Below are 13,927 nucleotides of genomic sequence, written 5' to 3' on the forward strand. Positions count from 1 at the left end.
TACTTACTGCTTACGCTGATCCTCTGGACCGATATCATGGAATTCTTGAATCACCTGTTGCCCAACTTTTCCTTGCTGAAGAGCGGTAGTACCGAGGCCCTAGGTGTCGTGTTCTGGTTGATCATGGCGGCACTTTTCACCTATTCGGTCATCTCTTTGATTCGCAGCGGGCTGAGCTTTAGGGCGCGCATGCGTGCGCTGAACACCCTTGTCGCTGGACAGATTCGTGAAAACCTGGCCCTGAATCGTCGAGAGACCTTGCAGAAAGCGCTTGGGCTCAAGGTCAAGCGAGTCGGTGTACTGTGGCACGAGTTTGACGACAGCCTGGTTAGCTCTAGTGATCACAAACAGTTGTTCAACACTCTCGATGCTGAGCATTTCTTCAATGCGCGCACTCTGGCTCCGGGCCTGAGCGGAAGTCGGTTTTTCGGTTCGCTGCCTGGTTTATTGGTCGGTTTGGGCGTGCTGGCCACGTTTGTGGGCCTGACCATCGGCCTGTCTAAGCTGAAGTTGGACAGCAGCGGAGGAGTAGATCAGTTACGGGCAGGAATCTCCGTGATGATCCAGGGCGCAGCTGTTGCTTTCATGGCATCGGTATGGGGCGTTGGGTTTAGCCTAGTGCTGAACTTGATCGAGAAGATTACCGAGCGCTGGGCGTTAGGTCGGATACATGATCTTCAGCACCAGATCGACGCGCTGTATCCACTGATTCCTGCCGAGCAGTCGCTGGTACATATCGCGGATTACAGTCGCGAAAGCAAGGAAGCCCTTCAGGAATTGCACGAACGTATCGGTGATCGCCTGCAGGAAAGCCTTGTAGGTATGAGTGAGGCGATGCAGACGGCACTCACCGATGCGTTGAACAACATAATGGCACCTGCCATTCAGACGCTCGTCAGCACTACCAGTCAGCAATCCACCCAAGTGCTTGAACAGTTGGTAAGCAACTTCACACAAGGACTGACCTCGGCTGGGCGTGAGCAGGGCAATCTGATGCAGCAGGCTGCTGCGGATGTGAACACCGCCGTGGGTAGCATGACGCAGCAACTCAACCAGCTGTTCCAGAGTTTGAGCGACCAGCAGGGTCGCCAACAAGAAGTCGTCCGTCAGCAAAGCGGAGAGTTTCAGGACCAGCTGAAGCAACTATCCAATTCAGCTGATCAGCGTCAGCAGCAATTGGAGACGCGTTTCAATGAGCTGATGAGCGGGTTGACGGGGCAACTGGACATACAACTCAGCTCCGTCGAAAGACGGGATGAGGAGCGCCAATTGTTGTTCGAACGCACTCTGGCCGAGGCCAGTGCGAGCCAGTCCGCGTTGCTTGAGAAGTCCGCCAGCGCCAGCCGTGAGCAGCTGAAGGCCATGACCGAGGCCGGCAATGAGCAACACAGGAGTCTGGAGGCAGTTTTCTCGCGATTGATGATGACGATGAACTCCCAACTGGATTCGCAGATGGGCGCTGCAGAAACACGTGAGCAAGAGCGTGCCCAGCGTCACGAGCATCAACAGGCCGCTTCACTGGCCCAACAGCAGCAATTGATTGGTAGCCTAGGGCAAACCAGCCAGCAGCAAATCAACGCTATAGCTGAGACCGCTTCTGCTCAGCAGCAGGCATTGGAAGTCACAGTCGGTAAGTTGCTGGGTAACTTCAGTGAGCAGATGGCAGGTCATGGGCAGCAAGCGGAACATCGCGAACAATCGCGTCAGCAACGTTTTACCGAGCAGTTGGAAAACATGGCGCTGCAACAACAGGCGCTTCTTGAGGGTATAGCCACGGCCGTTCAGGCGACTCAGCACCAGAGCAGGCAGATGACCGAACAACATTTGCAACTGATGGGCCGCCTACAGCAAGCCAGTGAAGCTGCCGCTGCCAGCAGTCGGCATATGGATAGTAGTGCCAACCAGCTCGGCCTGCTTTCGACCAATGTTCGCCAAGCGGCTGAATTGCTCGGCCAGCGCTTGGAGAGCGTGACGCATCGTATCGAGTCTGCGGGTGAGCAGAACGCTCAGCTGGCTGGGCACTTACAGAGCCAGGCCGCTGCGTTGGCACAACTTCAAGGCGCCCTGCTGGAAAGTGCACAGCGCTTCGAACAGGCTGCCACCGAGGCGCGAAACGGATTTGGTGAGATGGGGAGCCATCAGCAGGAATTCCTCACGGGTGTGCGTGGCGAGTTCACGGCTCTAGGGGAGGTGCTGCGTAGCCAGGTACAAGGCATCGAGCAGCAAGCAGAACAATGGTTGCGCAATTATTCCAGCGAGGTGCGTGATCAGGTGCATGAGCGCATGGACCAGTGGAACAAAGAGACCATGAGCTTTGCCAACCAGATGCATGCCGTAGTGAAGGTGATTAACGACGTGGTCGATGAGCTGGAGGCCCGCTGATGCGCTGGCGTAAATCTAATGACGTTCCAATGGAGGATGAAGATCCGTACTGGAAGTCCTTCGTAGATATCATGTCGGCCCTTCTAGTGCTATTTATCCTCGCTTCGGTTGTTCTGATTCTTCAGTTGATGGAGAAAAGCGCGGACTTCGATCAGCAGGTCGAGCAACTGAAAAAGGCAGAAACGGTTCGGCAACAGATTCTCGATGAAGCAGTCGAGAAGCTGCGACAGCGGGGCATCAAGGTAGAGGTTAGTGAAAACCATACGGTGTTGCGTATTCCCAACGAATTACTTGGCTTCGATACTGGCGCTTACGAGATCCAGCCGCGTTATCAACAAACGGCACTGGAGATTGGTGAGGTCATCAATCAGGTGGTTAGCCGGGATGACCGCATCAACTATCTCGACACCATTTTTATCGAAGGCCATACGGACAACCGTCCGTTTCCTGGCTTCATGGGGAAAGGTAACTGGGGGCTTTCGACGTTTCGCGCAATCTCGCTCTGGCAATTCTGGAGCACTGAGATACCTGAGGCTGAGCGCCTGAACCGGCTGAGTAACCAGGATGGCGAACCTCTGTTTTCAGTTAGCGGTTATGCAGAGACTCGACCCGTGAGCAAGCAGCAACGAGGTGAAGAGGATTATCGGCTTAACCGCCGCATTGACATCCGTTTCACTATCCGTCGGCCGCAGAGTGCTGATTATGAGGCGGTCAAAACCTTGCTTGGGAATTCCGGCCAGTGAAGTTGCCGCCGATAGACAACCGCCCCGGTGAATGGCCGCCTACAGTCATTGAGGGTTGGGTACGGCTAGTGGAAAAGGCCAATCGGATGAAGGCCAAGGTGGGCGGGAGTAGTGCGTTCGAACGAATGCTCGCTCGATTTCGCGACATGGCTGGCAGCGGGCGTTTCGACGGACTTAAAGAGTTGCTGACGCGTCGACTTGGCGCGAGGGCGCTGACTTGGCTCTGGTTGCATGACGAAGTTGTAGGTTTCCGACTGTTCAATGCGCGAATGCTCGATGTGCTGATTGAGCACCAGAAGCCTCGACTTAGCCGACTGACGTTAATCCAGTTGATCCAGCTGTACTTCCGCCATTTCGATCATTTGGACGAGCGCGAAAAACAGGCAGAAAGCAGCTTACGTGGTCGATTGGAACTTCATTTGTTGGACCAGCTAAAGCGAATGCCTGCGCCACGCCAGGCATTCGGTAGTGATTCACTCGTAACCCTTAGACGGGAAGGTGAGTGGCTACTGACGCTTGATGGCCCACTGATTTTGGTGAAGTCAGTCCGCAGTAAGGGGGAGGAGCTGGGCCAGACCTTTGAAACCCTTGGTCTAAGTGGCTTCGATGTCGGGCGTTATGGCGATATTTGTCGCGCGCACTACTATCTCGAAGTACTACGCCAGCTGCACCCTGGAGAATGGGATGACGTGCTTGATGAGTTGCTCAAACCTTCGGTGAGCAAGGCTCCTTATGAGGGCGACAAACGAATAGGTCATGCCGCCCTGGAGATAATGATCGACCGAGCGGGGGACGATCCCGGTGACGCTTGGCAGAACTTCTTCCTCACTCTCGCCGGCGACCCGCGAATTGCCAGTTCAGCGCAGAACTTCCGTGAATGGTGGAAGCCATTAGGCGAGGAGCGCATTGCCAAGGTCTGTGGCTGGCTGTCCAAAGAGGACTTGCGGTTGTTCCTGCAGGCAGTCGAACAGTATGGCTTGGAATCGGGAAAGGAAGATCTCAAGCGAATGTTCCCGGCGCGCAAATTGTTTTTGGAGGGGTTGTTCAGGCTCGGATTGATCCGGCACACGAGGCTGATGCTCGGTCGCAGTGCCAAGCATTCCGTAAAGCGTATTCTCGGGGGCGAGGTAAAAACCAGCTTCGCGAGCATGGACTCAATCATGAACGATAAGGCTGTGATCTATCTGGACTGCGGCGATTTCCATCTGGTCGAGGGGTCACACAGCTTCAAGATCTGGGTGTATCTCGGCCAGCCTGGGCACTGGATCAAGTCTTACGAACGCAATCAGTTTTCGCATTACGATTTGACCACGTCGTTGCCGGGGCAGTACAAGGCTGCCTACCCGACTCTTCCCTACGAGGCGGTAACCCACAATGGCTCCTGGCAACGCAAGGTATTCGACTTCCTGGCGGAAAACGGTATTTCAGTGGATATCGAGAAGCTGCTGAGCCGATCTGAGTACAAGGCATATCTGAGCAAGTACGGCATGCCGGTTGTGGGTTGGAAGAAAGCGCGAGTTGAGCCCCTGGCGCAACAAGGCACAACGCCTGATTTAGCCCTAGCCACCAAGCCATCAACGATTGCGTCTGTGGTGGAGCAGCGTGTGGTAATGCCACGTGTAATGACGGAAGACGTTCACGCTTCGGGGGCGCCTGGTACCGTCGACAAGGAGCTGACCGATAATCAGCTGTCCATTTTGACTTATCTGGCCGATCATCCAGGAAGTTTGATGGGAGAAATCCGCCGGGCTTTAAAGGGAGATGAGGCGTTCTTTTATGAGATTCAGGACAGCCTCCGCGGAAGCCTTTCAACGTACGTACAGCAAAATGGTGCCTTCCAATGGTCATTGTCCGACAAGGGCAATGCGTTGCTGCGTAAAACCGCTTTAGCATCGGTAGCGGCGAAAGTAGATCGGTCACCTGTAGCCATTGACTTAGGGCGACTTGGAGTATTTGAGTTACAGGTGCTCTGGTATTTCAAAGAGAACCCAGGGGACAAGGTTCGACACGCGGCAAATGTGCTGGGGATCGATGCACGTGAAATTAATCGGGTGCTCAATGGGCCCTTAAAGAGTGCGTGCGAGCAAAGCAGCAGCTTCTGCTGGTCGGTAAAAAAAGAAGTTTCTTTGGCATTGGATCGCCAGCCGGCGGGGAAGTGAGATGATCATGGGGCTAGCTGACATCTTCAAAAGCTTGCTGGGGGAAGGGGGGGCAACGCTAAGTAACCAGCAGGGCTTCTCCCACGCGGCGGACTCGGATGGTGTGAATTTCTATCTGGACAAGACAGCGTATACAGCGTTGTTGGAGGGAAAGGGAAATTCCTTGCAGAAGGTCCAGATGGTCGTTCTGCGCATGATGCAGGAGCAGGGCATAGCTGAGCCCCTGGCCAATGGATTTCATGTTGCTGCCGAGGACGTTGCAGGCACGGATGAAGAGCAGGCGGAAATTCTTCGGTTGCCGCGACGCTTCAACATGACCTTCGCCAGTAAGATCGGTGGTAGAACGGGGAATAGCGGTTTCCGCATTGATCTGGCGGTTCTTTCCGAGTCCGTTGAAGTACCTTTCACTCGCAAAGGGCCACTGCTTTTTCTCACTTCAACAGAGTCCTATCGACTGACCCCGGCCGAGTTGATGGGTTTGATGGCTTGGGAACGCCATCAGAATTTGCTTCCCGAGCAACGAGGGGAGGCAGCCAACCTGCGTATGATGGCCGAGCTGCAGACTGCGGCTCGCAGTGGTATGCGTATCGACCTCAGCCATTTCGACAGGCTGGATGTGGTGGTGCCTGAAAATATCGGTGTCATTGCAACTCGATTGCCCGATGGCAGCCTAATGCTCAGCCCCAGCTTGGGAGATGGCTCTACGCCGGACCAATTAGAGAAGCGCTGGTCGCAATTGGATATAGGGGCCGATGGCGGTGTTTTGCGAATCGACAATCGCGTGGTGCTTCTCGAGCCGCAGAAAATGGCGGCGATCAAGGAGGTTCTGAGTAACAAGCGTATTCCTGCTGACAAAGTGGCCGAATTCATCGCTACTCCCAGTGCTTTCCTGGATGCGGCCCTGGTCAATCTCGATCTTGGTTTCTCAATTCGTGTCACCGGAATCGGCAAGCTCCAGCACATGGAGTTTGGTGACCTGGACAATCGGAAGAATGACTGGTTCGCGCTTGACTCACGGCCGGCGCCCGCAGAGATCATTCCGACCCTGGTGCAATCCGAAGAGGACTTGGTGCGCTTCAACGAAGTCTACAAGGCTGCCAAGGAGCAGGGCGCAGACAGCATTATTTTCGCCGGAGAAGTCATTGATATCTCCGACCATGTTCGAATCGATGAGCAGCTGAAGACAGTCGAGAGGTCCCTGGTAGACCCGGAAACCGACTTACCTTCTGATGAGGAACCATCGGTGGGTCCGAAGGAGCGAGTCAGCGTACTGCTGCACGATGCCGACGAGATAAACAGTGCTTTGCTGCGTAAGGCAAGTGAGGCCAAACCAGCGCATGAGCCTAATTGGGGAGCCTATGCTCGCCAGCCGTTCCCGCACCAGCGGGAGGGTGTCGAATGGATGCTGGGGCTGCTGGAGTCGGCAGTTCAGGATGATCATGGTGATCTATACCGGCTTCAGGGGGGGCTGCTGGCCGACGACATGGGCCTTGGCAAAACTTACATGTCATTGGTGACGGTGGGTGAATACCTTGCCCGTCAGAAAGTTGCGGAACGTGCGCAGAAGCCAGTTCTGGTCGTGGCTCCCTTAAGCCTCCTGGAGAATTGGGAGGATGAGGTCAATCAAACTTTCAAGGGCATCCCTTTCCGGGACATCGTGGTACTACAGTCGGGAAGGGATCTGAGTCGCTTCAAGGTCAAGGGGGCTGAGCGGGAATCGGCACAGCTGGCTTCTCTGATTGATGAGGATGGAGTGATGGCTGACGATGCCATTCGTTACGCTCTTTCCATCGGCCCGGAGGCTGGGGTACATCGTCTGGACATGGATCGCCGCCTTGTACTGACCACTTATCAGACACTCAGGGATTACCAGTTTTCACTGTGCAGGATTGACTGGGGCTTGGTGATCTTCGACGAAGCGCAGAACATCAAGAATCCCAATGCTGCGCAGACGCGAGCGGCAAAAGGACTGAAGGCGGATTTCAAGCTGCTGGCAACTGGCACACCGGTCGAGAATAGCCTGGGAGATTTCTGGTGCCTGATGGACACCGCGCAGCCAGGCATTCTCGGAGGATGGGGCCAGTTCCGCGATAGCTGGATCAAACCAATCCTGTCCGCAGCAGAGGATGAAAAGGATGAGATAAGGCGGAAGTTTGGCGCGGGGCTACGCGAGGCCGTCGGCAGGTTTATGCTCCGTCGCATCAAGGAAGATCAGCTGAAGGGGCTTCCCAGCAAGACGATCTATAGCGGTGTGGAGCAGCCGAAGGGCGGCCAGCAGCTACATGCGGCACATCTTTCCGTTTGTATGAAGGGTGCCCAGCTACAGGCGTACGATGCAGTACTAAATGATTTTCGTGCTCGACGTGCGACCGAGGACATGCGAGGTACTGCACTGGCGGCATTGGCCCAGTTGCGTGAGATCTCACTCCATCCGCGTCTTCGCGAAGAAACAAAACTGATGGCCAGCAATGCCAGCGAGGCGCGCGCAAACATGGCGCAGTCGGGGAAGTTGGTAGTGCTGCTGGAGTTACTTGATCGTATCCGGCAGAACGAAGAGAAGGTCATTTTGTTCATGGTCACCAAGCGGCTTCAGAGAATACTGAAGCTTTGGTTGGACCAGATCTATGGACTGGATGTGGCAGTTATCAATGGTGACACGGCGGCAGTTGCAAAGAAATCTGACGAGTTGACTCGCAAGAAACTGATCACTGTTTTCGAATCGAAGCCTGGTTTCAACGTGATGATCATGTCACCAGTAGCTGCAGGGGTTGGATTGACAGTGGTTGGTGCCAACCATGTTGTGCACTTGGAGCGCCACTGGAACCCTGCAAAGGAAGCGCAGGCATCTGACCGAGTCTATCGAATTGGTCAGAAGAAAGACGTGCACATTCATCTTCCTGCTGTACGACACCCGCAATTTGATTCGTTCGATGTTCATTTGGATCGCCTACTTCGAGGCAAGCTGATGCTAAAGGATGCGGTCGTGACGCCTGAAGCGGTTAGCGAGAGTGAGATGGTTCAATCCATGGGGCTTTGACTCTGCCTCCCGTGGCTTGAGCTTTGACTGCTCAAGTGTTTGGTGAGAAAAACGGGGTGAAGCTACCGCAAGTCGGCAAGAGCATCTGCTTGGTTTGCAGGCAAAAAGGCAGTACCCACAAGCGAAGACCAGGTGACTTGGGAAAATCAAAAACTGCTAGGGGCTGACTGAAGATTTCTGTCTTGGGGTAGATCAGTACAACATCGCCGTCTCCTTCGAGATAGCTCTGGCCGTAAGCTTGCAGCTGGTAAAAGTCGCTTTGATCTAGCCCGTACTTTTCCTTGCTGTTGGCTTTCTTGGCATCAACCAACTTCCACTTGGTGTCGAGTACCAAGCGGTTGGTCTTGAACGACTGTACCAGCAGATCAGGCTTGAGCTGAAACCAGTCCTGCTCCTTATGCCGGACGAGCCTGAGGCTGCGAGTCTGTAGGCGCAGGCTGAAGTCTGAGCAAAGTTGTCGGGCAAGGTGCTTAGCTACGAAAGCTTCAAAAACTGCTTCCATTGGGAAGAGCAAAGATGGCGCCTTGTGCGGACCCGTACCGGTGAGTGGTGACTCGTCCTGAAGAATCAGGCGCGCCCAGGTCAATGCCGCATCGTAATGTGCCATACCGCGATTTGGTCGTGCCTGCGCAAAATCCGTGTTGATCTGGTCAGATTCAGGTATGCCGGTGAACACGAAGCATAACTCCCGTGCCAGTTGCTGGTTTGCCTGTGAGGCAGTCCACGACAATGCACGCCTGAGTGCGGCGTGTAGTAGGCGATTTTCTGGTCGGTTGAGGGAATACTCATCGTATTCGGTATAAAAACGGTCGCGACGGCATAGATTGAGGCGTAGGTGCTCCGCCATGTGCAGCTTGCCACGCAGGGCAAACAGGTTGCCCTGCTCTGCAAGGTAATCGCTGCACAGGCCTCGCTTGATGGTGTGATCCACCGCCCGCAAAAATTCACCAATGAACACCTCCAGTAGAGGCATGCGGCGGGCGAGCAATTGGGCGCTGCTAGTTTGTATGTGGCGGAAACAGCCAAGGCAGCGCAGCATCTCGATTAGTAGGTGCCGTGCCTCTTCTTCGCCATTCGTCTTGCCTAGCTTGGGCAGCACTTCAATCTGGAAACCATTAGGGCAGCGAATCACCCCAACAAAGCTGTTCACCTGAATGGCTTTGCGGCCGTGCCGATGGGTAAGGCGCAGCCAGGCCCCTTCACCTGCTTCGGTGCTGCGTAATGCCTGTGTCTCCAGCCAGGCAAAAACTTCGTCAGAAACCTTGCGCTGCCCGACCATATTGGTCGAGCTGGGTGAGGAAGCCGTCAGAGTGTCAAACTCGAAGATCGATATGCCCGCCATTTCCGTACCTGTTAATTAAGTCGAGGCTTGGTAAATGCCGAGATAAGCGGCAGGTTCGGTATATGCCGCGACCTGCGCTTGGTAACGACGTTTGGTGGCGTAGCTATCAAGGCCATGATCGTTACCGAAAAGGCTGCTCAGATCCTGCTCGTGCGAATCGCTTTCTGTAATGAACTGGGCCGTATCAGGTTTCTGGTTGTCACCGAGCACTAGCCGAATCTTGCGCCAGTCTTCAAAGAAGTATTCCTCCAGCAAGGGGACGATACGCTTCTGAAAAATCTCAGCCAACTTGGCGAAGCGGGCCGCCCCATCAGCCACATTGGTCAGTGAGGTGAAATACGCATGACCAATACAGTGGTCGCGGTCGTAAAGCGCCTCAATGCGTTCATTGATGCGTTCCAGCATCAAGCGCACATCGATGGTGGTGGTGCCTGTGGTGACCAGTAGTCCAGCCAAGGGGGCGCTGTGTGGATCGCTGGGATCTTTTTCGGCCCGAGTGTCAGGCAGTAACGGCACGAAATCGAAGCGGCGCCGCAGGGCAGTATCAAGCAAGGCCAGCGAGCGATCAGCCGTGTTCATTGTACCAATGATGTCAACGTTTGCAGGTACGGAAAATGGCTTTCCGGAGTATGCAAGGACTACTTCGGTCGGAGGTGGGGTGCCGTCAAGCTGGTCGCGTTTATCCGCTTCAATCAGCGTGATCAGCTCACCGAATATCTTGCTGATATTGCCTCGGTTGATCTCATCAATGACCATCGCGAAGCGCTTGTCCGGAGTGTTGCGTGCGCGACGGCAGAGCTCCTTGAAAGCCCCGTCCTCGATCCTGTATGCCACCTGGCTTGCTCCGGCATCGTCCTCTTTGGCTTCGTCGGCCAAGACTGGCCGCAACCCCTCAACAAATTCTTCGTAACCGTAGGATTGGTGGAAGGTAACGAAGCTGTAGCGCTGAACGGAATCGTTAGCTTCTGGGCCTTGCTTGATCTTGTCGACAAGTGCAAAGAGATCCGAACATGCTTCCTGCCAGTCCCCCGCAAACTGCCAAACGGAGTTTGCCGACTTTTCAAAAACGGCTGATCCAAGGCGGAGCTTCGTGTTGACCGTTGTCGACTCAAGAATTGTGTGGTGTTGAAGAGTTCCCCAGAGGGTTTGCTTAATGCCGCTGCTGCGCCCTTTAGCATCTGCAATGGCTTGGATAAACGGATGCTCGGCCAACTCAGGTACTTTGGCTTGGCCGCCCAAGTCATACAGTGCAGCGGCTGCGCCTTCCCACCAAGTCAGCGCAGCAATCTTTTCAGCAATAATCTGGCTGCGCCATTCCTCTGTGCTAATTGAGGTTACCTGCTCTTGATAGTCGCGCTTTAGCAACTTCATCAGCGTGTAGGTTTTTCCTGTACCAGGTGGCCCGTAGTAGAGACGGTTGGAACAGGCCGCGACGGGTTTATTGGCCACATGCTGTACCTGAGGGGTAGGGGGCAATGCCATTGTGATGGGGCGGCTGACATCTTCGATGGGCTCGCCAGCCAATGCCGCCAGTTCGGCCAAATCTGTGCCAAAGAAGGGCTTGAGCAAAGCGCTTTCGAACTCAGGTAGGTCGTGAGCAGGCACTCGCTTGAAGGTTGAGCGATAGTTTGGTGTCCAGCCTTTCTGGCCTCCTTGGTAACCACCAGGTTTGATGCCCTGCTTCAACACCCTGTAGCGGCGCTGTAGCCAACCATCCCCTTTCAAGCTCGGTGCAGGGGCAGAGATGAACTGTCCGACCAGGTGAAGCCGCTCATTGCCGTGGCACAAGTAGAACAAGCTACCGACAGGAGCCTCCTGAAAGCTTTCGCCCTGCCCCTTGGCGGTATCACTGTGCATCACCCCCAATTCGCTCTGCAGGTATTGCTTGCGCTCCTCTGAGGGGAAATCGTCTAATCCGTGCGATAGCTTCCAGATCGCCAGGTTTTTCTGGCTCCATGCCTCCCATATCTGTCGCCCGAACTCCAGAATGCCCAGACCTTCGGGGCGTTTGCCGAGCGTTGCTGTCTGCAACATGCCCATGCCCTGGCTTACATTGCTGCTGACGAATACCGCCAGTGGTGCCCGCTTGAAAATGTCCACGATCACGGGGGCCTGACGGTTCTGGTAATGAAAAGCGATTTTCCACTTGAAGGCCTCGCCCAGCAGCCCGAAGGACTCAATAGCCTCTAGATCCCCCTTGGCGGCCCAGCCGGCTACCTGTGCCACGTAGTTGCGGATTTTCTCGAAGGCAGCCTCTGCCGATGTGCCTAGCGATGAGTACCAGCCGTGCGATTCGGAATAGGAAAGCTTGGCGTCCGAGCTCTTGCCTTCAGTATCTTTGCGCGAGAACACGCCGAACTTGAACGCCGATCCGCCCCAAATGCTGCCAAGCTCATCGAGCCGCGATTCAATCCAGTAGGTGAAGCTGTCCTTTGAGCCCGCCTGGCTGTATTCGTCCAGAGTCATGCTGGTCAGTCGGGAGGCCGGCCACACAGACAGGAAGTCATCCCACAGGGCGTATTCTTTTTGGAAGTCATTCATCGTGTTCTAACCTTACGTGTCCTTTGGGCTGGCTTACTTGCAAGTGGCGTGTTGTCGATCATTTCCAAAAAAAGCCCTAGAGCATGAGATCTGAATGAGTCATGTTGTTGCTCCCAAGTATCACAGCGGTGCCCCGTGGTTTGGAATCTATGGAGCGTGTCACTCGTGTTCCTCGGTCATCAAGAGCGCGGTAGCCTTTTATAGGGTCGATTTTTCCCGCTCCAGCCGATTGATCCGGGCTTCCAGTTCCTGGGTTGTTTCCTGCTCGGGCTTCAGGGCCTTGCTGGTCGGGGGGATATCGCCGGTGTCGCTGCCCTAACGGATCGATACTACGTTCCGGTCCCTGATCACATTGATCGCGCTGGCCGAGAGATTACCCGCCGACGCCCTTTGAATGTATTCGCTCCACCAAGCCATCATCGGCCGTCGGCGCTCGATGTAGTCGGCTCGGTTGTAGGCGCTCCGCACCTCATCCTTGTCGACGTGCGCCAGCGCGACCTCAATGAGTTCCGGGTCCCACCCGTGTTCATTTAAGATGGTGCTGGCCATCGAGCGCATACCGTGACTGACCAAGCGGTCCTGGAAGCCCATGCGTTTCAATGCCATGTTTGCGGTCTGGCTATTGGCGTGAGTACGTGGGTTTCGGTCAGCCGGAAAAACATATTCCCGATGACCACTATGGGACCTGAGAACCTCGAGCAATGCCATTGTTTGATTGCTCAAAGGGATGCTGTGTGGGCGGCGCTTTTTCATCCGCTCTGGTGGGATAGTCCAGACACGCCTTTCGAAGTCGATATCTGCCCAGCGAGTGGTTGCCGCCTCGGCAGGCCGAGTCATGGTGTGCAACTGCCATTCGATCAGGCAGCGGGTTGTGCGCTTGATGCTAGCGTTCGCGATTTCCAGCATGAGCTCAGGAAGTTCCTCTGGTGGTAGCGCGGCCATGTTCTCTTTCTTCGGTTTCTTGAATACAGCCCGAATTCCGCTGAGGGGGTTCGCGAAAATCATTCCCGAATTGACTCCATAGGTCATGATCTCGTTGAGCCGCTGGCAAAGTCGTTTCACGGTTTCCAGGCTACCTTTCGCTTCAATAGGGCGAAGGAGTTTGATCACCATCGGTGCGCTGACTTCAGAGATTGGTGTCGATTTCATGTTCGGAAATACGTGTAGCGTGAGTGAGCGCCAGATGTCCTCGGCGTAGGCTGGCGTGACCGAATCCTTCTTCAGCTCGAACCAAGCGGTAGCCACTTTCTCAAACGTAAGTTCCGTCTCGACCCGCTTGGCCTGCGCAAGCTCGTTGCGCTGAGCTTTGGGGTCTATGCCCTGCGCGAGTATTTCTCTGGCTTCAACCGCTTTTCTGCGAGCTTGCGCCAGAGAAACCTCTGGATAAGAGCCGAGCGCCATGTTGATTCGATTCTTGGTAACCGGATGCCTGTAGTTGAAATTCCACTGCATCGAGCGATTGACCCGGACTCGAAGCTGGAGGCCGTCGCCATCGGTGAGGACGTAGTCCTTGTCTTTGGGTTTGACCGCCTTGAGCTGACGGTCCGAGAGGCGGGCAGTTTGAGCGCACATGGGATGAGCTCCAGAACACCTTATGGTATTCCCAAGATTAGTCCCAGGTAGCCGGGAATACCACTGGGAATACCGGGGCGGCTGGAACTCAAAAAACCATTGTGAACCTCGGAAGCGCTGGAAACCCTTGATTTCAATGGATTCCAGGCAC

The 13,927-nt window shown here is 54.9% G+C and carries 7 protein-coding genes and 1 pseudogene; 4 read left to right on the forward strand and 4 right to left on the reverse strand.

Annotated features, from left to right (window positions below; all coding sequences use genetic code 11):
- Positions 1-33: 33 nt before the first annotated feature.
- The 4 genes from zorA to PPUTUW4_RS03425 are packed head-to-tail and all read left to right on the forward strand — an operon-like array spanning position 34 to position 8,321.
- The gene (zorA, locus tag PPUTUW4_RS03410; RefSeq protein ID WP_041474979.1) at positions 34-2,382 is read left to right on the forward strand and encodes an anti-phage ZorAB system protein ZorA; all 2,349 of its coding nucleotides are present in this window, start codon (positions 34-36) and stop codon (positions 2,380-2,382) included.
- Positions 2,382-3,125 (forward strand): OmpA family protein, encoded by a 744-nt coding sequence (locus PPUTUW4_RS03415; protein WP_015093415.1) that lies wholly within the window; start codon positions 2,382-2,384, stop codon positions 3,123-3,125. The genes zorA and PPUTUW4_RS03415 overlap by 1 nt, the downstream gene beginning before the upstream one ends.
- Complete coding sequence (locus tag PPUTUW4_RS03420; protein ID WP_015093416.1) at positions 3,122-5,284, forward strand: EH signature domain-containing protein; 2,163 nt, start codon at positions 3,122-3,124, stop codon at positions 5,282-5,284. Before PPUTUW4_RS03415 ends, PPUTUW4_RS03420 begins: the two co-directional genes overlap by 4 nt.
- Positions 5,285-5,291: 7 nt before the next feature.
- The gene (locus PPUTUW4_RS03425; protein WP_041474980.1) at positions 5,292-8,321 is read left to right on the forward strand and encodes a DEAD/DEAH box helicase; all 3,030 of its coding nucleotides are present in this window, start codon (positions 5,292-5,294) and stop codon (positions 8,319-8,321) included.
- 31 nt (positions 8,322-8,352) lie between these two features.
- Here PPUTUW4_RS03425 and PPUTUW4_RS03430 read toward each other — a convergent pair whose 3' ends face one another.
- From PPUTUW4_RS03430 to PPUTUW4_RS03440, 4 genes and pseudogenes are all read right to left on the reverse strand, one after another.
- On the reverse strand, positions 8,353-9,663 hold the full coding sequence (locus PPUTUW4_RS03430) for an McrC family protein (protein WP_015093418.1): 1,311 nt from the start codon (positions 9,661-9,663) through the stop codon (positions 8,353-8,355).
- 15 nt (positions 9,664-9,678) lie between these two features.
- Positions 9,679-12,204: an AAA family ATPase gene (locus tag PPUTUW4_RS03435; protein WP_015093419.1), complete on the reverse strand. Its 2,526-nt coding sequence runs from the start codon at positions 12,202-12,204 to the stop codon at positions 9,679-9,681.
- A gap of 175 nt (positions 12,205-12,379) precedes the next feature.
- Positions 12,380-12,495, reverse strand: a pseudogene (locus PPUTUW4_RS28820) (IS3 family transposase); the annotation flags it as partial.
- A 24-nt stretch (positions 12,496-12,519) separates the two neighbouring features.
- Complete coding sequence (locus tag PPUTUW4_RS03440; protein ID WP_015093420.1) at positions 12,520-13,776, reverse strand: integrase domain-containing protein; 1,257 nt, start codon at positions 13,774-13,776, stop codon at positions 12,520-12,522.
- Positions 13,777-13,927 lie beyond the last annotated feature (151 nt).

Source organism: Pseudomonas sp. UW4, from assembly GCF_000316175.1.
Classification (GTDB): Bacteria; Pseudomonadota; Gammaproteobacteria; order Pseudomonadales; family Pseudomonadaceae; genus Aquipseudomonas; species Aquipseudomonas laurylsulfatiphila.

Excerpts from the sequence above, each read along its gene's own strand:
- PPUTUW4_RS03425 (WP_041474980.1), top strand. The coding sequence starts at position 5,292 with ATGGGGCTAGCTGACATCTTCAAAAGCTTGCTGGGGGAAGGGGGGGCA.
- PPUTUW4_RS03415 (WP_015093415.1), top strand. The coding sequence starts at position 2,382 with ATGCGCTGGCGTAAATCTAATGACGTTCCAATGGAGGATGAAGATCCG.
- PPUTUW4_RS03430 (WP_015093418.1), bottom strand. The coding sequence starts at position 9,663 with ATGGCGGGCATATCGATCTTCGAGTTTGACACTCTGACGGCTTCCTCA.
- PPUTUW4_RS03440 (WP_015093420.1), bottom strand. The coding sequence starts at position 13,776 with ATGTGCGCTCAAACTGCCCGCCTCTCGGACCGTCAGCTCAAGGCGGTC.
- PPUTUW4_RS03435 (WP_015093419.1), bottom strand. The coding sequence starts at position 12,204 with ATGAATGACTTCCAAAAAGAATACGCCCTGTGGGATGACTTCCTGTCT.